The sequence below is a fragment of the Kitasatospora sp. NPDC032150 genome (assembly GCF_055579945.1).
Genome location: NZ_JBVIMH010000018.1, coordinates 104,593 through 122,816, shown reverse-complemented (window position 1 = coordinate 122,816; position 18,224 = coordinate 104,593). Strand labels below are relative to the sequence as shown.

Here is an 18,224-nt window from a genome sequence, read left to right as displayed (position 1 = left end):
ACGGGATGTCCACGAGGCGTTCCACCTGGACATTTCCCGAAACGCGGGAGAAATGTGACGCGAGTCACTTTATCTTCTCGGCGGACCTGAGAACCGTCAGTTGAGCGTCACCTGACGGTTCACCAGGTTGGCGCGGGTCCGGCGCTCGTCGGCGTTCAGCGGGGCGGCACCGGCCGAGGCCAGAGCCGCGAGGGTGTCCGCGAGGCGCTCGGCGAACTCGGCGGCGGGCTTCTCGCAGTCGTCCGCGGTCATCGCCGAAGGCAGGTCCCAGACCGGCACGGTGAGACCGTGCGCGCGGAACGAGCCGACCAGCTTGGTGTCCTGGCCGAGCGAGGACTGGCCGGCGGTGCTCAGCCGGGCGAGCGCGTCCAGCAGCTGCTCCTCGGGGACGGTCATCACCCAGCGCAGGTGGTTCTTGTCCGGCGCGGCGCACCAGTACGCGGAGTCCACGGACGAGAGCTTCTCGGTGGGGATGGCGGAGGCGTTGGCACGCTCCAGCGAGGCGGCGACCTCGCCGGTGGCGCCCTCGGCGTCCTCCAGCCAGAACTCGAACCCGGTGAACACGGTCGGGGAGAACTCGGCGTCCAGATCCAGCAGTTCCTGCAGGCGGCGCCCACCCGGGGTGGTCCGGCGGGCGGGCACCGGGGTGCCGGGCTCGGTGGCCAGGGCCAGCTCCAGGGCGTCGGCCAGGTCACGGCTCAGGTCGCCGGAGGAGGACTGGGTCTGCAGACCGATCAGGATCGAGCCGTCCTGGCGGCGCAGCGCGGGCCAGGCCAGCGGCAGCACCGTCGCCAGGGTCACCGAGGGCACCTCGCCGACCGCGAGTTCCCTGGCCTCGGTGCTCAGCGCCAGCGGGGCGGTCGCGGCCGGGACCAGCTCGCGCAGCGCGACCCAGTCCGCCTCGCCCGGCAGACCCTCGAACGGGCGGTGCACCAGCGTCTGCACCGCGTGCGCGGCCTCCCGGCCGTGGCAGGCCTTGTAGCGGCGGCCCGACCCGCACGGGCAGTCCTCGCGGGCACCGACGACGGGGATCTCCCCCGTGCTCACGGCGGTGGACGGACGGCGCTGCGGCGACTTCTTCGCGGCCTTCTTGGCCATGGTGCGGCTCTCCCGGAAACGGCGATGACTTGCTCCCGCGCAGCCTAGCTCCAGGGAAGCGGGCGAACACGCTCTTCGGAACGCCACTGGGGTGTCCGTCAGTCCTGGGCCCGGTCGGGAGCCGACCCTGGGCCCGGTCGAAGAGCGCGCCCGCTCCGGCGGGGGAGGGTCAGGCACTCTGGGCGCTCGTCACGTGGTTCACCCGAGCCGGCAGCAGGGCCCAGACCGTCACCTGACCGGGCTCGTCGCGAACGCCCCAGTCGCTCGCCAACTGCCCGACGATGCTCAGGCCGCGGCCACCGCGCGAGGTCATCGAGGGCCGGGCGGGCAACGGCCGGGTGGCCGCACCGCCGTCCGTCACCTCAAGGCCGAGCAGGCCGTCGCCGTGCAGCTGCCAGCGCACCAGAATGCCGCACCCGTCACCGAGATCCGGATCCAGTAGATCGGCCACCGATGTCACGGAGTTCACGGAGGTTCCCGAAACCCCCGGCGCCCCCGAACTCTCCCGGCTCTCCCCGTCCCCGTCGAGTGCCGCGAGAAGCGGCAGCGGACGGGCGTATCGACAGGAATTGCTGAGCAGTTCGGAAAGGATCAGTACCGCATCGTCAATCACCGCGTCCGGTATCTCGCGTTCTCCCAGATCGCGTCGTAGCCGCCTTCGTGCGACTGCGACACTGGCCGGGCCGTGCGGAACGGCCACGGTCGATGAAGTGGGACCGGACTTGACAAGCACAGCGTGCGCGACCATCAATGCCACCCCCGGACCTCCTTCAGCGTTCGCCGAGGGATGGATGCCCCCTGGGAATCCGTCGGAAACGACCGGTCGGCGATCCTGATCCGACATTTCCGGGGATCGCAACTCACGGTACGCAAATGGTGATTAACTGCTCACGCGCTGTCGTGAAAGCGCATGGAATTCGCCAACAAGGTTGCCTTCGGCCTTGTTTGCGCTGTCCTTTGCGCCCCCACTTCACGCCCGCGTACACCAAATCGCCTGCCGTGGTTGGCGGCTGCCGCAGGGCGAACGCCGGTGGCCGAGGACGGCCGCTGTGGCGGGTGTCCGCCACGGCCGCCGTCCGTCACGGTCAACGCGCGTCACGGCTCATGTGGGCCCACGGTCCACGCGCGTCACACTCCACGCCGGTCTCGGACCGTTCTAGCCGGTTCCGGCCTGCTCGGAGAGAGGCCGTTATCGGCCGAGTTGGGCCAGTACCTCGCGCGGACGGTTGGTGATGAGCGCCTCCACGCCGAGCTCCAGGCAGTACTCGACGTCCGCCGGATCGTCCACCGTCCACACGTGCACCCGGTTCCCGGCCCGCCTCAGGGCCGGCACCAGACCGGGGTCGGCCCGGATCAGCTCGATGCCGGGACCGGCGATCCGGGCGCCGCCGGGCAGCCTGCTGGTCCGGCCGAGCAGCGGCAGTCGGCGCTCCGCCAGATAGACGGTGGGAATGGCGGGCGCCGCGCGGCGGATCCGCTGCAGCGAGAGCTCGGAGAAGCTCATCACCCGCACCGAGGACTCGGCGGACATCGCGGGCAGCAGCCCGTAGTGCCCGAGCATGCGCAGCAGTTCGGTCTCGATCCCGCCGCCGTGCCGGGTCGGGTGCTTGGTCTCGATCGCCAGCTCGATCCGCCGTCCGGCGTCGGCGACCAGTTCCAGCAACTCGGCCAGGGTGAGGATCGGGCTGGGTTCGGGTGCCCCGGGCGACTTCCAGGAGCCGAAGTCCAGCCGGGAGAGCTCGGCCAGCGTCATCGCGGACACCGTGCCCCGCCCGTTCGAGGTGCGCTGGACGGTGCGGTCGTGGACGCACACCAACTGCCCGTCGGCGGTCAGCCGTACGTCGCACTCCAGGCCGTCGGCGCCTTCCTCGATCGCGCGGCGGTAGGCGGCGAGGGTGTGCTCGGGGAGGGCGGCGGAGGAACCCCGGTGCGCGATGACCCGGACGGCCGTGCGGTCGATGGTTCCTGGTGCCGTCGCTGAGAGGTCACGGGTTTCCACGGGACCAACCCTACGGGGCGGCAGATGGCCCGGAACCATCGGCACGGGGAACTCGCGGTGAAGAAGGCCGGCAGCGGAGGGGGAACGGCGCGGGAGAACAGGAATCCGTCCCCGGGCCCGGCCCGGGGACGGATCGCTGTTCAGGCGGCCGGAGCCGCGGTCAGCCGGCCGACCCCTCCCGCCGGACCAGGGTCAGCAGCCAGGTGGCCAGCGCCGGCACCAGGAAGCCGAACAGCGAGGCCGAGCTCCACTCCTGCGGCGTGAAGTGCACCGCGGACTGCAGACCGGTCCACAGGTCGGTCCACCAGCCGGCGATCGGCGTCGGGGCCAGGAACTGGTAGACGGCGAAGCCCAGCAGCCACGGCGCCAGCATCACCCAGCGGGCCGGGGCGTCCTGGCCGAGGTTCCAGCCGTGCCGGCCGGCGCCGAAGAAGTAGTCCACCGCGAGCACGGCCAGCAGCGGCACGAACACCGAGCCGATCAGGCCGAGGAAGTTGTAGTACGAGTCCGTGAACTCCTGGATCTGCAGCGCCAGCACGGTGACCAGCACGCCGATCCCGCCGGTCAGCAGGCGGCGGTCCACCCGGGGGAGCAGGTTGTGGATGGACATCGCGGTCGAGTACACGTTGGCGAACGACTGGTCGCTCTCGCGCAGCACCAGCACCAGCAGGAAGAGCCAGCCGGCCGCGACCCCGGTGAACGAGGAGAAGATCTTCGAGGCGTCGCCGCCGGACTGCAGCAGCGCGATCAGGCCCACCACGTAGCACCAGACCTGGGCCAGCGTGTAGCCGGAGAAGGTGCCCCAGTACGCGGCCGAGGAGGTGCGCGAGTGCCGGGTGTAGTCGGCGGCCATCGGGACGAAGGAGATCGAGACGGCGATGATCGCGTCGGTCGCGTGCAGGAACCCGTTCCAGTTGCCCGCGCCCGGGTCGGGGAAGCCCTGGCGGCCCAGCTGCACCGTGAAGTACACCATCGCCAGGCCGACCGCCGCCGCGACGTACTTGCGCAGCACCGCGATCGAACCCAGCGGCCAGATGGTCAGCGTGGTGGTCACCGTACCCGCCAGCACCACGAACAGCCAGCGCCAGCCCTCGGTGCCGGCCACCGCCTGCGCGCCCATCGCGATCACCATGAGCTCGTAGACGCCCCAGCCGATGCACTGGGCGATGTTCAGCACCGTCGGCAGGTACGAGAGCTTCGTGCCGAACAGCCCGCGCAGCGACGCCATCGCCGGGGCACCCGTCCGGGCACCGATCAGCGCGGCCACGCCGAGCATCGCGGTACCGATCACGGTGCCCGCCACCACCGCCGTCACCGAGGCCGCGAAGGAGAGCTCGGAACCCGCGGTGCCCAGCACGGTGGCCGCGCCGCTGAAGCCCATCAGGCTGACGCCGAGGTTGGCCCAGAGCGCGAACTGGTCGCGGAAACCGAGGGTGCGGGGAGGCGCGGTGTCCAGCGTCAGCGGCGCCTCGGGGCGCGCGGCGGTCGTTGACGCGTCAGACGGTGGTGCAGAGACAGCCGACATGGCCAATGCTCCCTACGCCGGCATTACCCGGACAGGTTCGAGCGGTCTGCGCCCCCTCGCCCCATCGCCGGTGTGAATGGCGTACGGTCCGATCAGCGCACTCTCAGCCTGGACGGTCCAAGCTCCCGCGTGTCAGTTTGGAGCGGCCAGGGTAACCGCAGGGCCCCGGGAACCCCAAGGCCGAGGGCGCTGGTCCGGATCGCGGACGGCCGGCGCGCCCGGTCGGCGTAGTTGGTCGGCGCGCCGGTTGGTATACCCGGTCGGACCGCTCGGACGGAGCGCTCGGACGGGAAGCCTGTCGGGAGCATGTCGGGAGTACTTAAGGATTCTCACGAGTTCTTCAGAGGGCTCCTTACGGCAACTGAATCCTGGATGCGAAAAACTATGGGTCAAGGTCCTGTCAGTTATGGAGGTCGTCCGTGAGCACCGAGCACGCGAGTGGGTCCGCCGGGCCGGAGGAGGAGCGCTCCTCCTCCGGCCAGGGGGCGGTGGGTCCGGCTCCTGACGCCGCGTCGGCTGGTGCTGCACCGGTCGTCGAGTCCGCGCCTACGGTCGCCCTCACCAAGCTGAGCGACGCGGAGGCCGCCGAGCCGTCCGCCCCCGCCCCTGCCGGGCCCTCGGCCGCCGCGGGCGAGTCCGCCGCTCCGGCCCCCACCTACCTGGACGCGCCGCCGCCGGCCGCGCCTGCCGCGCAGAGCTACCTGGACGCGCCGCCGCCGGTCGTCCAGGCCCCGCCGCCGGCCGCCGGGAACCCCTACGCCGCGCCGGCCGCCGAGCACCCGCATTCCGGGTCGGCCGGTTCGGCCGAGCAGACCACGGTGCTGGGCGCCGAGGGGCAGCCGCACCACCCGTTCGGCGCGGGACAGCCGCTCGGCGGCTGGGGCGCGCCCCCGGCCGGCCCGGGCGAGCCCGGCGTCCCCGGCTACCCGGGCGAGTTCGGCGCCCAGGGCACCCCGCAGCCCCGCAAGCGCGGCGGCCTGGTCGCCCTGATCGCGGCGGTCGCCCTGGTGGCCGGCCTCGCGGGTGGCGCGATCGGCGCGACCGTCGGCGGCAACAGCGGAAGCTCCGCCAACTACGGCGCCAGCCACACCAGCACCACCATCCAGGCCGGGGACAAGACCATCGACCGGGCCCCGAACTCCATCGCGGGGATCGCCGCCAAGGCGCTGCCCAGCGTGGTCACCATCAAGGCCCAGGGCTCGCAGGAGTCCGGCACCGGCACCGGTTTCGTCTACGACACCGAGGGCCACATCCTCACCAACAACCACGTGGTCGCCCCGGCGGCCAACGGCGGCAAGCTGACCGTCAAGTTCTCCGACGGCTCCGCGTACACCGCCTCGGTGGTCGGCCGCGCCCAGGGCTACGACGTGGCCGTGATCCGGCTCGACAACCCGCCGAAGGACAAGCTGGTCCCGCTCCCGCTCGGCGACTCCGACAAGGTCGCGGTCGGCGACGCCACCATCGCCATCGGCGCGCCCTACGGCCTCGAGGGCACCGTCACCACCGGCATCGTCAGCGCCAAGGACCGCCCGGTGGCCTCCGGCGACGAGACCGGCGCGCAGTCGTCCTACATGAACGCACTGCAGACCGACGCCTCGATCAACCCGGGCAACTCCGGCGGGCCGCTGCTCAACAGCGCCGGCGCGGTGATCGGCATCAACTCGGCGATCCAGTCCAACACCGGCGGCTCGGGCGGCCGCGCGGGCAGCATCGGCCTCGGCTTCGCCATCCCGATCAACCAGGCCAGCCGGGTCGCCCAGGACCTGATCAAGACCGGCACGCCGGTCTACGCGATCATCGGCGTGCTGCGCAACGACGACTACAAGGGCGACGGCGCGCAGATCCAGACCGGACCGGTCCAGGGCACCCCGGCCGTCACCCCCGGCGGCCCCGCCGACCAGGCCGGCCTCAAGGCGGGCGACGTCATCACCAAGCTGGGCGACCACCCGATCGACAGCTCCCCGACCCTGGTCAGCGAGATCTGGACGTACAAGCCCGGCGACAAGGTCTCCGTCGAGTACATCCGGGACGGCAAGACCGCCAAGACCACCGTCACCCTCGGCGAGCGCAAGGGCGACACCCCCTGACCCAGCCACCCCGGAAAACGCCCCGCTCCGGAAAAGCATGTGCACCGAACCCCTCCGGACCCGTTAGGCTGACCTCCGCCAGGAGGGTTGCCCGAGCGGCCTAAGGGAACAGTCTTGAAAACTGTCGTGGCGTGACCCGTCACCGTGGGTTCAAATCCCACACCCTCCGCACGTGGGCGTAGTCCCAGCTCAGGGCGGGTACCGACTCCAGTCGGTACCCGCCCTGACTGCTTCCTGCCCCACGGTGTGTCACCCGTGTGCCGCCTCTGACCAGCACGTGTGGGCCAGCTGTGGACCAGGATGGACCGCCCGTGCGGCCGATTTCCGGGCCCTACACGGCGGTGTCCTCGCCGTCGAGGAACCGCTCGATCTTGCTGTTCGCCCGCTCCTGGCGACCATTGATGATCTTTGCGTAGAACTTGAGCAGGACAGCGACGCTGTGACCCGCCCGTCGGGCCACCTCGGTCTGGTCGACGCCAGCGGCCAGCCATCCAGACACGGCGGTATGCCGTGTGGCGGCGCGGATGGCGCTGTGTTGTCGGGGCATGCGCCGCGCACCCGGACTGGGATGCCCAGAGGGTCATCGCTCAGCTGAAGGACACCGGTGCAGCAGGTGGTCCGGTCCCCGTCGGCTGTGGGGCGAGGTGGAGACCGCGTGGCGCTGGTGGGATGCGGCCGGGCGGCCCGGGTTCGAGCGCTTCGGTCTGACCGTCGCCCGCGACGGCCACACGTCGTGGCTGGATGACCCGGCCAATGAGCTGCCGGGCTTCGGGGAGGCGGTGGGGTGATGGCCCGGGGAGGGCCGCCATACCGGAGGCACGCCCATCCGATGGACTCGATTGGGCCGGACCCCACGCACGCCCGGCGTGCCGTGATCTGCAGCAAAGCCGATGAGGTAAGCAGGAAGAGATAAGTGATTAACCGTCACTTATGCAACTTTCATCAATTCTCACCAGGAGACGCACAATGCGCCGTTTCAAGGCACTGGGGTCGGTCGCGGGGGCCGCTCTGGCCGCTGTCCTCGCCTGCGCGCCACTCGCACATGCTGCCGCCCCGGCTCCCGACACCCTCGGTGGCAAGGGCAAGGTCAAGGTCATCAAGCTCGTCGCCCTCCTGCGACAGGCGGCCGGCATCCCGGTGGACGGTGGGCTGAGCCTCGGAGACCGGCAAGTCGGTAACGACGAGCTCTTCCAGAACGGCAACAGGGTCGGCAGCGACGGCTTCGTGTGCACGGTCACCAGCCTTTCGCCGGACGAGCGCGAGTGTGAGATCACCCTCCACCTGCCCAAGGGCGACATCGCCATCCAGGGGCTCGCCCCCGTGATCGAGAGCTTCCCCACTGAGTTCACGCTCGCGATCACCGGCGGCACCGGCGTCTACAAGAACGCCCGCGGCTTCGTGACCGGCACCAACGTCAATCCCACGGAGACGGACATCACGCTCTACCTCACCTAGCGATACCCGGGGGCGGCGGCCGCGACGCCCCGCCATCGGCCGACTCCGGCGGCCCGGCCACCCCGGCAACCGGGGCACAGCCGAGGGCGCCGAGTGCCGCGCTCTCACCGAACGCAGGGAAAGTGCACCAGAGGCCCTGCATGTGGGGATCACCTCAGCTCAGGGCGGGTACCGGTGAGCAGCCGGTGCCCGCACTTCGCTGTTCCCGCTGTCGTTCAGCGCGCGTGGAACGTCCGTGGAACGCCCATGGAGCGCGATCGGGCGGGTTGGCCGGGGCCGGTAGTGCCTCGACCCGCCCGGCCCTAGGCGGGTTGCGGCCATCGACGGGCAGCGGCCGGGCTCGCCCGCGTGGTGCGTTGTGGGCGGGTCCGGCCGTTCTGCGACGTGGGCGCCGTGGCGCTGATGCCGGCTCCGCTACATGTTGGCGCGGTGCCTTGCGCAGTAGGCGACTTCAACGGCGGTCAGGCCCCAGAAGAAGGCGGTCGCTGCCACCACCGCTGGGTTCAGCGCCATAGCTGTCGCCCCCAGCCCGGCGGCGGCAGCGCCGGCCCCACCGGTTGCGAGAGCGATGGGGTCACCGAAGGCACCAAGGCCCGTCATGCGGTTCTTCCCGGCTTGCAGGAATCCTCTAGACACGGTCACTACGCTCAACACGATCGCGCCGCCCCACAGGAGCCACATGCCATTCCCCCTTTTGTGATGGCCTGTCGGCTGAAATATTCGCCACTGTAGCCGTCGCGACTTCGCAGGACTTGAGCTTCACGCACTCCGCCCTGCCGGCCTGGGCGACGGCGGCCCGGCAGTGGGGTCGACGGCGAGGTCGAACGGTCCAGACAACGCCGTGAGGGCGGCCAGGGTGGTCGTGCCGCCAGCGGCTCGCGGCCGTGAATCCGGCCTGGTGGTGCCGGGGTTCGCGGGCCGACGTGGCCTGAGGTGGCCTGAGAAGCCAGGCGGATCCGCGTACTCGCCCTCCTGGACGCCGAGTTCGGCCTGGTGTCCGCGTCCAGCACGCCAAGCAGGTTGACCCGCCGGTTACGAGAGTCCTCGAGGCACCATTGCGCACTGCCCGACGCGCGACCAGGTGTAGCCGGTGGGCACGGCCGGGTGCGAAGTCCGGCTCGTCGAGGAAGGTCACATCGCCCCTGCCCGCGCCCGCGTCGGCTTCTATTCGCAGTCACAAGACCGCAAGTCCTCCGGATCGGTGGGTGTCGCCTGGGCGTCCGGCGCCGGCCACCGCCGGGGCGTCCCGGCAGAGCGCCCGGGCGGGGAGCGGAACACCGGTATGGCTTGATTGGTGGCAAGTTGACGTCGAATCAGATCCGTACACCAGTTGATCTTTTCCGGTACCTCCCGTCTAACATGGGCCGCAGATCTGAGGGGGGCTACCGATGACAGGACCGTTGACGCGGCTCAGGGCCGCCGCCGTGAACATCGACGGCGTGATGCTGAACGACACCTTCAGCCCGGTGATCCACCACTTCATCACCAGCAGGGGCGGCCGGTACTCGGCCGAGGTCGAACGCCGGATCTTCTCGCAGCGGCAGGCGGACGCCGCCGTTGTGCTCGCCGAGGCCGCCGGGGTCGACTGGCCGGTCGAGCGGACCCTGGAGGTCTACTTCCAGGAGCGGGCCGAGTACCTGGAGCGCGATCCGAACCGGGTGCTGGACGGTGCGGTCCGGCTGGTCGAGCGGCTGCGCGCGCTCGGGCTGCGGACCGTCTGCTACGGCGGCCTGGACCGCTCCCACTTCGACCGCTATCTCGGCGAGCACTCCAGGCTGTTCGACGAGCCCGGGTACGTCTGCACCAATGACTTCCGTCCGGGAGTCAAGGAGATCGTCACCGACGTGTTCGGCCTCGGCCACGACGAGGTGCTCTTCATCGACGACGTGGCCCGGGTGGCCGAGCACGCCAGGGCGCTGGGCGTCCCGTTCATCGGCCACCCCTCGGACTTCGAGCACGGCCACCAGCGGGAGTTGATGCGGAAGGCGGGTGTTCGCCACATCGTGGACTCGCTCGACGTGATCGACGAGACGCTGGTCCGCGAACTGGATTCGGCGGCCGAGGCCGGCCGGCTCTGGCCGAAGCAGGCCGGGGCCGTCACGGGCTGAGCACGCCCGCAGCTGATCACCCACGCGGAAGGGGAGCACACGGTGGGCGTACTCGGCGGGAAGACCGCTCTGGTGACCGGGGCGAGCCGGGGGATCGGCCGGGGGATCGCCCGGCGGCTGGCGAAGGACGGTGCCCTGGTCGCCGTCCACTACGGCGGCAACCGGGCGGCGGCTGAGGAGACCGTGGCGCTGATCGAGCAGGACGGCGGGCAGGCCTTCCCGGTCTGCGCCGAGCTCGGCGTCCCGGGGGACGCCGAGACGCTCTACGGCCGGTTCGACGAGGCACTGGACGAGCGCGGGGCGCACCCGGGGTTGGACATCCTGGTCAACAACGCGGGTATCAGCCTGCCGGCCGACATCCACCGGGTGACCCCGGAGATCTTCGACCGGCTGGTCGCGGTGAACGCCAAGGCTCCGCTGTTCCTCGTCCAGCAGGGCCTGTCCCGCCTCCGGGACGGCGGCCGGATCGTCAACATCTCCTCGGTGGCCACCAGGGTCGCCTTCCCCGAGGGCGTGGCGTACGCACTGACCAAGGGTGGGATCGAGGCGCTGACCCTGGCGCTGGCCAAGGAGTTGGGCCCGCGCGGGATCACCGTGAACGTGGTGGCCCCCGGGTTCGTGGCCACCGACATGAACGCCCATCGCCGGACGAGCCCCGAAGGTGTGGCGGCACTGGCCGCGTTCTCGGCCTTCGACCGGCTCGGCGACGCCGCCGATGTGGCGGACATCGTCGCCTTCCTCGCCTCGGACGACTCCCGCTGGATCACCGGCCAGCGCATCGACGCCAGCGGCGGATCCCGGCTCTGAGCCGACCCGGAGTCCGTCCGGTCATTCCGGCCGCTCCGGCCGCTCCGGCCGGTCCGGCGTCAACTGCCCTTCAGTACCGGGCAGTCTGCTGGAGTGGCGGGTGGATCCGGTCGACCGCATCGGGCGCACCGAGCGTGTGGCTGGGAACTTCGCACGCACATGCGTCGAACTCGTCTTCTGGTAAGGAAACTTCGGACGAGAGCGAGGTCGAGAGCGAGGCCGCTGCAGGTCACAACCCGGCGGCCCCATGACAGCTGGCAGCGCCGTCACACGGCGAGCGGCACCCGCGCGGCCACCGAGACGGTCATGGTGAAGACGCTCTCTCCGAACTGCTCCCCGCGGATCACCAGGCGCTGGCCGGACGGGTCGTCGCCCGCCACCTCGTCGGCCGTGATCCAGCAGGGTGCCTCGAACTCCACGTACTTGGTGAAGGACGTGTCGAGCGAGGTGATCATGTCCGCTTCCGGTGCCATCACCCGGGCCGCCTGACGGGCGGCCTCCATCAGCACCATGCCGGGGATGTGGTCGCCCGGGTGGTCGAAGAGCACCGGGTGCCGGCTGTCGGCGCGCAGTTCCCAGCGGTTGGCGAGCCCGGTCGGGGAGAGGACGACGTCGAAGCCGATCCGCCGGCCGACGAGGGCTGGTTCGATCGGTGCGGGAAGCACCGTGCCGGGCCGGGCGGTCAGATGGTCGCCGCGGAGGCGGCGGTAAACGGCCGGTGTCATGAAACTGGCCTTCAGGCCGGCGCTGGCCACCTGGGCGCCGTCGCGCAGGAACTGGGCGTCGTAGCGGAGACCGGTCAGCCTCCGGCCGCTGTGGCGCAGATCGGACGCGGTGACCATCAGCTCCAGGTCAGCCGGTGTCCTCCGGACCTCCAGTCCCTCGAGGTCGGAGTCGAAGCGCATGGTCTCCAGCAGGAAATAGCTGTCCATGGGTACGTCGAGCTCGGCGTGAGCAAGTAAGGTACCGACCTGTCGGATGGTTTCCGCAATGAGAAGGGGGTCATGGTGAAAACCGTCGGGAGACGTGAAGAAACTGTGACCTCGGGGCCACTGGGCCGAAGCACTGAAGTGCGTGTCGTCCAGTCGGTGCCAGCGGGTCAGCAGAACCTCGGCCACGGCGGCGCGGTGTACCAGTTCCCTGGGAACAGTGCTGGTGAAGTGCGCTTTTCCCGAGGGTGTCCGGTTGGCTGCGGAGCCGAACGGCGGCTTGGACAGTGCGCAGCCCGGGGCTGCGGCGATGGACGGCGACTCGATCATGTCCCCTCCCCCGAGGATCACGAAGAGCGTGGTTCAGGGCCCCGTTGGCCCTGGCGTCACAATACAGGCCAGCCGGTTTATTTGTGAGTGCTTCGTCCTTCAATCTTGTGAACGAGGGGCGGGACGTAGCAGTGGTACGACAGGAGAGTCCTGATGGCACAGCAGGAGCGCGCGATCCGCACGCGTCAGATGATCTTGCAGGGGGCTGCGGAGGTCTTCGACGAGTTCGGCTATGACGCGGCCTCGATCAAGGAGATCCTGGCCCGCGTGGAGGTGACCAAGGGGGCGCTGTACTTCCACTTCCCCTCCAAGGAGGCGCTGGCCCGGGGGGTGATCCAGGAGCAGACCCTGCATCTGCGGGTGGCGGAGAACGCCTCCAAGCTCCAGGAGCTCGTGGACATCACCATGGCGGTCGCGCACGCCCTGCCGGAGGACGCCATGCTGCGGGCCGGGATCAGGCTCGCGGTGGAGCGCGGATCGGTCGACTTCGGCGACAGCAACCCGTTGCTCGCCTGGACCGAGATGCTCGGCGGGCTGGCCGAACAGGCGAAGCGGCAGGGCGAGTTGCTTCCGCAGGTCGACCCGGTGGAGACCACCGAGCTGATCGTCGGAAGCTTCAACGGCATCACGATGTACTCGCAGGTGGCGTCCGGGCTCGCCGACGTGGAGAAGCGCGTCTCGGTCCTCTGGCAGCACCTGCTGCCGTCCGTCGCCACGCCGTCGGTGCTGGCTCGGCTGGATACGGCGCCGGGCCGGGGCGCTCGCGCGCTGCTCTCCGCGAAAGAGGCCGACGGAGAGCCGGCCGAGTAGGGTGCCGCTCGACGGGGTGCGGCCCTCCCGGCGCCGCGTCCCGTCAATGGGTTCACACTCCGTGTGCGGCCGAGGAGTTGGGATCTTTCCAGGCGCCCTGGCGGGGCTGCTCAAGCGGGCCCGATTCGGGGCCTGGAGATTCTGGCGGAAACAGACCGTCCGGTATTGAACCGGAGGCGTTCAGTCGGTCGAGATGCTCGGGCAATACCAGTGCCGGTAGGACCGCCCACCACATGCGGGTGATCGTCTCCCGGTCGAGCCACCGGGTCTCCTGCCGGGCCAGCAGTCCGACCCCCGCCGCCGCGGCGCCGAGCAGGTCGGCCGCCACCTCCACCGGGGCCCCGGCGCGGATCTCCTGCCGCCAGGCCGCGCGCCGCAGCAGCAGCCGCACCATGCGCACCCAGCTGACCTGCGGCGACGGGCAGACGGACCGGTCCAGGCCGGGGTCGCCGGTCAGTCGGAGGCCGGCCCGGAACACCACGTCGTCGTCGATCCGGCGGGCCACCGAGTGGCACAGGTCGATCAGGTACTGGACGGTCGGGCCGCCGGACGTGCGGGCCTGGCGGACGCACTCGCGCAGCCCGTCCCGGGAGCCTGCCAGCACCGCCTCCGCCAGCTGTTCCTTGGAGCCGAAGTGGAAGTACAGCGCGCCCTTGGACATGCCGGAGAGCCTGGTGACGTCCCCCAGGGCGGTCATGGTGTAACCGTCGGCGTCGAAGGAGGCGGCGGCGGCCTCGACCAGTAACTGCCTGGTGCGTTCTGCCCGTTCCTGGCGGGGCATGACCTCTCCCTCGTGCTGGGTGGTCGGGCTGCGGGTGTGCGCGGCAGACCGGGTTGCCATGGACCCGCCGTTCCGCTGCCCCGCAAACGGCCGGGCGGTCGCGGGAGGGGGCAGGTGTGCGTGGACCGCAGCTTAACAAACCAACTGTGCGGTATTGCGCTTTCGGGGACTTCATCGCAACTCGGCAAAGCCTTCGGCAGGAGTATTTAAAACCAACCAGTCGGTACGGTATTGTCCGTGGGTCAGCATGACACCACGGTCTCCGGCGCGGCGTCCGGAGGGGCGGGTGGACGCAACCGCAGAAGAGGGGACGCGGGCTGTGGATCGGATCGAGAAGGATGTTCCGGACCGGATCTGGGGGGACGTGGCGGACGACTTCGTCACGGACTTCTCCCGCCGGATGCTCGCCTCGCTGAAGCGCCGTGACCAGCGGGCCCGTGGCGAGTGGTACATCGCCGGGCTGCTGTCGGTGCCGGGTCGGAAGTCGATGCGGGCGCTCGCCTCGGTGGCCGGCCGGGGCGCGGCCGAGCAGAGTCTGCACCACTTCATCAGTGACTCCTCGTGGGACTGGCAGACGGTCAGGCACGCGCTGGCCCGCCACCTGGACCGCGTGGTGCTGCCGCAGGCCTGGGTGCTGAGCTCGATGGCGGTCCCCAAGGCGGGTGCGCACTCGGTCGGCGTCGAGGAGTCCTTCCGCACCGACCTGGGCCGGGTGGTCAACAGCCAGCAGGCGTACGGCGCTTGGCTGGCCAACGAGGACCTGAGTGCCCCGGTGAACTGGCGGCTCTTCCTGCCGCAGGGCTGGCTGGACGACCAGGAGCGCCGCAGACGCGCCAAGATTCCGGACGAGGTCGCCGGCGCCAGCCCCGAACTGTGCGCCGTGAGCGCGGTGGTGGAACTCACCGGCACCGACTGGGGGCTGCGGCGCAGGCCGGCCGTGCTGGACGCCCGCGAACTGGACACCGCCGTACTGGTCGAGGAGTTCACCCGGCGGGGCGTGCCGTTCGTGATGCGGATCGGCGGTGCCACCCGGCTGATCGGCTTCGAGCCCGGGTTGCCCGGGCGAGGTGAACGGATGTTCCAGGCACAGCAGTTGATCGAATGGGCGAAGCGTTTCTCCCAGCCGGCGGGCTGGGTCGACCCCGACTACTCGATCACCCGGTCGATCCTGGTCGGCGGCACCCGGGTGACCATGCCCTCGATCCGCCGACACGGCGCACCCGGGATGCCCGAGCGGGCGCTGACCCTGGTCGGCGGCTGGGCCGGCGCCAAGGGGCAGCCGGCCGAACTCTGGCTCTCCAACATGGCGGAGGTGCCGCCGGTGGCGCTGCTGCGGTTGGGCCGGCTCACCCGCCGGGTGGCCAAGGACTTCACCGGGGTCAGCGCGAAGGTCGGCATGCGCGACTTCGAGGGGCGCAGCTACGCGGGCTGGCACCGCCACGCGACCCTGTGCTCGGTCGCGCACGCGATCTCGGTGCTCTCCTCGGCCCGGCGCCAGGGTTTCGACCACTCCCAGGAGCTGTCGGCGTAGCGGAGGCGGGCGGCAGGAGCGATCGAGAGAGCGAGGGGCCCGGCGGCGGGCCGGTTCGGCTCGTGCAACACGCCGGTTGAGCTCGTGCGACGGGCAGGTTCAGCTCGTGCGACGGGCAGGTTTCAGCCCGTACGACGGGCCAGTTCGGCCCGGCCGGCCGCGCGCATGGCGTCGAGCGGCACATCGCTCCGCCCCGTGATCAACTCCACCTGCCGGGCAGCCTGGTGGACCAGCGCGGACAACCCGTCCGCCACCGGGTTCCCGGCGAATCCGGCGGCCTTGACGAGCCGGGTGGACCAGGCGGAGGGGACCACGTCCAGTACGGCGGCCCGGGAGCGCATGATCACGGCTGCGTACCGGTCCGCCACCCCGGGCGGCAGGGTCGAGATGACCAACTCGGTGCCGTGCAGCAGCTCTTCGAGGCGGTCGAAGGTGTGGATGTCCACGGCCATGCCCAGCCGTACGGCCGCCGAAGCGGCTTCGGCCGCGCGCCGGCGCTCGCGGACGACCAGACCGGGTCCCCGGACGCCGAGGTCGCGCAGGGCGGCGAGGGCCGAGGAGGCGGTGGCGCCGCCGCCCAGCACCAGGGCCGAGCCGGGGTCGGCCACCCCGGCCTCGCGCAGGGCGAGGACGATTCCGTGCGGGTCGGTGTTGTCCCCGAAGGTCCGGCCGTCGCGGAAGACCACCGTGTTGACGCCGCCGACGTCCAGGGCGAGGTCGGTGACCTCGTCGATCCAGGGCAGGGCGGCACGCTTGAGCGGCATGGCGAGGGCCACTCCGGCCCAGTCGCCCGTCCCGGCATCGAGCATCCGGTGCAGCATGGTCTCGTCGCACTCGACCGCCTCGCAGTCCCAGTCGAGGCCCATGGCGGTGTACGCGGCCCGGTGCAGGGCGGGGGAGAGGGACTGGCCGACCGGCGAGCCGAGCACCGCCGCACGGGCCGCCGGCCGGGTCGGCCCCGAGTGCTCCGCCACCGGGTGGTGATCCGCGCGCATGGTCGATGGACTCCTCTGGCAGAGGCGGGGACGGAGACCGGTCGGGTACGACCCGCCGTCTCCATCGGTGTTGCTCAGCTTAGGCAGCCGACCGCGCCGCGCAGGGAATCCGCAGGAACGAAGTCAGCTCCGCCGCCGTCGGGTCGGAAGTCCCGCCGTACTTCGTCAGATCGCGAGGCCCTTCCCCGGGGCGGCACGCCGAGAAGCTGCCCGCGCCGTGCGGAGTGCCCGGTTGCCGGAGCGGGGGCGGGAGGGGCAGAGTTCGCCCCGGACCGGATGCCGGGTACGCGTCCGGGCGGACCCGAGGAGCGGAGGCTGTCATGGCTGATCTGGCGGGACGGCTGTTGGAGGGGCTGCCTGAGGCGGCCGTCGTGCTGGACCCGGACGTGACGTCCGCCTACAGCCACGACATGGCGGGATTCTGCGCGGCCGGCGAACCCGCCGTCCTGGTCCTCCCGGAGACCGTCGAGCAGGTGCAGCACGTCCTCCGCACCGCGACCGAACTCCGGGTGCCGGTGGTGCCGCAGGGCGCCAGGACCGGCCTCTCCGGCGGCGCCAACGCGGTGGACGGCTGCATCCTGCTCTCCATGGTGAGGATGAACCGGATCCTGGAACTTGACCCGGTCAACCGGATCGCCGTGGTCCAACCCGGCGTGGTGAACGCCGAGTTGTCACGCGCCGCCGCCGAGCACGGCCTCGCCTACCCGCCGGACCCGTCCTCCTGGGAGTCCTGCACCATCGGCGGGAACATCGGAACCGGCGCGGGCGGCCTGTGCTGCGTGAAGTACGGCGTGACCAGCGAGTACGTCCTCGGGCTCGACGTCGTGCTGCCGGACGGACGGCTGCTGCGCACCGGTCGCCGCACCGCCAAGGGGGTCGCCGGCTACGACCTGACCCGGCTGCTGGTCGGCTCGGAGGGCACCTTGGGCGTGGTGGTCGAGGCGGTACTGGCCCTGCGGCCCGCGCCCGCGCCGCAGTTGGCGCTGGCGGCGGAGTTCCCGAGTACGGACGCGGCCTGCACGGCGGTCTGCGAGGTGATGGCGGCGGGGTTCGTCCCGTCCCTGCTGGAGCTGATGGACGCCACCACCGTCCGGGCCGTCAACGAGATGGCCAGGATGGGACTGCCGGACGCCACCAAGGCGCTGCTGCTGGTCGCCTTCGACGGTCCGGGCAAGGCCGAGGACCTGGCCGCGGTGGCCGAGCTGTGCCGGGCGGCCGGTGCGGGCGAGGTGGTTCCGGCGGAGGACCGGGCCGAGTCCGACCTGCTGCTTGAGGCCCGTAGGCTGGCACTGCCCGCACTGGACCGGCTGGGCACCACGATGATCGACGACGTCGCGGTACCGCGCTCCCGGATGGCCGAGATGCTGCGCGGGGTCGCCCGGATCGCCGACCGGCAGCGGCTCACCATCGGCATGGTCTGCCACGCCGGGGACGGCAACACCCACCCCGTGGTGGTCTTCGACGCCACCGACGAGGCACAGTCCGCCCGGGCGCTGGAGTCCTTCGACGAGATCATGGCACTCGGCCTGGAACTCGGTGGCACCATCACCGGGGAGCACGGCGTCGGTCTGCTCAAGCGCGACTGGCTGGCTCGCGAACTCGGTCCGGTCGGGATCGAGTTGCAGCGGCAGATCAAGGCCGTCTTCGACCCCTTGGGCATCATGAACCCGGGCAAGACCATCTGACGGTCAGCGGATCGTCCGACGCACGGAACGCCGGTGGGCGGTACCGGACTCCGGCACCGCCCACCACCACGTTCACGTCAAGTC

Annotated in this window: 17 protein-coding genes and 1 tRNA gene; 9 read left to right on the top strand and 9 right to left on the bottom strand. The window is 70.9% G+C overall.

Features of this window, described 5'->3' with window-relative positions:
* Positions 1–96 precede the first annotated feature (96 nt).
* The 4 genes from ACZ5ON_RS21995 to ACZ5ON_RS21980 all read right to left on the bottom strand — a co-directional run bounded on the left by ACZ5ON_RS21995 (position 97) and on the right by ACZ5ON_RS21980 (position 4,622).
* Positions 97–1,098, bottom strand: coding sequence for a DUF5926 family protein (locus ACZ5ON_RS21995; protein WP_465595146.1), 1,002 nt, complete (start codon positions 1,096–1,098; stop codon positions 97–99).
* A gap of 169 nt (positions 1,099–1,267) precedes the next feature.
* A complete protein-coding gene (locus tag ACZ5ON_RS21990) occupies positions 1,268–1,846 on the bottom strand; it encodes an ATP-binding protein (protein ID WP_465595259.1) in 579 nt (192 codons plus the stop codon).
* Between the two features lie 441 nt (positions 1,847–2,287).
* Complete coding sequence (locus ACZ5ON_RS21985) at positions 2,288–3,034, bottom strand: glycerophosphodiester phosphodiesterase (RefSeq protein WP_465595256.1); 747 nt, start codon at positions 3,032–3,034, stop codon at positions 2,288–2,290.
* 223 nt (positions 3,035–3,257) lie between these two features.
* Positions 3,258–4,622, bottom strand: a complete 1,365-nt coding sequence (locus tag ACZ5ON_RS21980) for a purine-cytosine permease family protein (RefSeq protein WP_465595143.1) — start codon at positions 4,620–4,622, stop codon at positions 3,258–3,260.
* A 419-nt stretch (positions 4,623–5,041) separates the two neighbouring features.
* Here ACZ5ON_RS21980 and ACZ5ON_RS21975 point away from each other — a divergent pair, with 419 nt between their 5' ends.
* Positions 5,042–6,709, top strand: coding sequence for a S1C family serine protease (locus tag ACZ5ON_RS21975; RefSeq protein WP_465595140.1), 1,668 nt, complete (start codon positions 5,042–5,044; stop codon positions 6,707–6,709).
* Between the two features lie 81 nt (positions 6,710–6,790).
* Positions 6,791–6,878, top strand: a tRNA-Ser gene (locus ACZ5ON_RS21970).
* Between the two features lie 162 nt (positions 6,879–7,040).
* On the opposite strand, the gene ACZ5ON_RS21965 is transcribed toward ACZ5ON_RS21970, so the two are convergent.
* Positions 7,041–7,208 carry a hypothetical protein gene (locus ACZ5ON_RS21965; protein ID WP_465595121.1) on the bottom strand — a complete coding sequence of 56 codons (168 nt, stop codon included), beginning with the start codon at positions 7,206–7,208 and terminating at the stop codon, positions 7,041–7,043.
* Positions 7,209–7,353: 145 nt separating this feature from the next.
* Between ACZ5ON_RS21965 and ACZ5ON_RS21960 the strand changes: the two genes are divergently transcribed.
* The gene (locus ACZ5ON_RS21960) at positions 7,354–7,497 is read left to right on the top strand and encodes a hypothetical protein (RefSeq protein WP_465595118.1); all 144 of its coding nucleotides are present in this window, start codon (positions 7,354–7,356) and stop codon (positions 7,495–7,497) included.
* Positions 7,498–7,675: 178 nt separating this feature from the next.
* Positions 7,676–8,164, top strand: coding sequence for an allene oxide cyclase barrel-like domain-containing protein (locus ACZ5ON_RS21955; RefSeq protein WP_465595115.1), 489 nt, complete (start codon positions 7,676–7,678; stop codon positions 8,162–8,164).
* 414 nt (positions 8,165–8,578) lie between these two features.
* On the opposite strand, the gene ACZ5ON_RS21950 is transcribed toward ACZ5ON_RS21955, so the two are convergent.
* Positions 8,579–8,845: a hypothetical protein gene (locus ACZ5ON_RS21950; protein ID WP_465595112.1), complete on the bottom strand. Its 267-nt coding sequence runs from the start codon at positions 8,843–8,845 to the stop codon at positions 8,579–8,581.
* A gap of 707 nt (positions 8,846–9,552) precedes the next feature.
* Here ACZ5ON_RS21950 and ACZ5ON_RS21945 point away from each other — a divergent pair.
* Both ACZ5ON_RS21945 and ACZ5ON_RS21940 read left to right on the top strand, forming a co-directional pair.
* Positions 9,553–10,272 carry an HAD family hydrolase gene (locus ACZ5ON_RS21945; protein WP_465595109.1) on the top strand — a complete coding sequence of 240 codons (720 nt, stop codon included), beginning with the start codon at positions 9,553–9,555 and terminating at the stop codon, positions 10,270–10,272.
* Between the two features lie 42 nt (positions 10,273–10,314).
* Positions 10,315–11,079, top strand: a complete 765-nt coding sequence (locus tag ACZ5ON_RS21940; RefSeq protein ID WP_465595106.1) for an SDR family oxidoreductase — start codon at positions 10,315–10,317, stop codon at positions 11,077–11,079.
* A 266-nt stretch (positions 11,080–11,345) separates the two neighbouring features.
* Here ACZ5ON_RS21940 and ACZ5ON_RS21935 read toward each other — a convergent pair whose 3' ends face one another.
* A complete protein-coding gene (locus ACZ5ON_RS21935) occupies positions 11,346–12,338 on the bottom strand; it encodes a ScbA/BarX family gamma-butyrolactone biosynthesis protein (protein ID WP_465595103.1) in 993 nt (330 codons plus the stop codon).
* A gap of 153 nt (positions 12,339–12,491) precedes the next feature.
* On the opposite strand from ACZ5ON_RS21935, the gene ACZ5ON_RS21930 reads away from it, so the two are divergent.
* Positions 12,492–13,148: a ScbR family autoregulator-binding transcription factor gene (locus ACZ5ON_RS21930; protein WP_465595100.1), complete on the top strand. Its 657-nt coding sequence runs from the start codon at positions 12,492–12,494 to the stop codon at positions 13,146–13,148.
* Between the two features lie 52 nt (positions 13,149–13,200).
* Here the strand turns inward: ACZ5ON_RS21930 and ACZ5ON_RS21925 are convergent, their stop codons facing one another.
* Positions 13,201–13,989, bottom strand: coding sequence for a ScbR family autoregulator-binding transcription factor (locus ACZ5ON_RS21925; protein WP_465595097.1), 789 nt, complete (start codon positions 13,987–13,989; stop codon positions 13,201–13,203).
* 259 nt (positions 13,990–14,248) lie between these two features.
* On the opposite strand from ACZ5ON_RS21925, the gene ACZ5ON_RS21920 reads away from it, so the two are divergent.
* Positions 14,249–15,460, top strand: a complete 1,212-nt coding sequence (locus ACZ5ON_RS21920; protein WP_465595094.1) for an IS701 family transposase — start codon at positions 14,249–14,251, stop codon at positions 15,458–15,460.
* Between the two features lie 122 nt (positions 15,461–15,582).
* On the opposite strand, the gene ACZ5ON_RS21915 is transcribed toward ACZ5ON_RS21920, so the two are convergent.
* Entirely contained in the window at positions 15,583–16,455 is an 873-nt protein-coding gene (locus tag ACZ5ON_RS21915) for a shikimate dehydrogenase (protein ID WP_465595091.1), read from the bottom strand.
* A gap of 320 nt (positions 16,456–16,775) precedes the next feature.
* On the opposite strand from ACZ5ON_RS21915, the gene ACZ5ON_RS21910 reads away from it, so the two are divergent.
* Positions 16,776–18,140, top strand: a complete 1,365-nt coding sequence (locus ACZ5ON_RS21910; RefSeq protein ID WP_465595088.1) for an FAD-binding oxidoreductase — start codon at positions 16,776–16,778, stop codon at positions 18,138–18,140.
* Positions 18,141–18,224 lie beyond the last annotated feature (84 nt).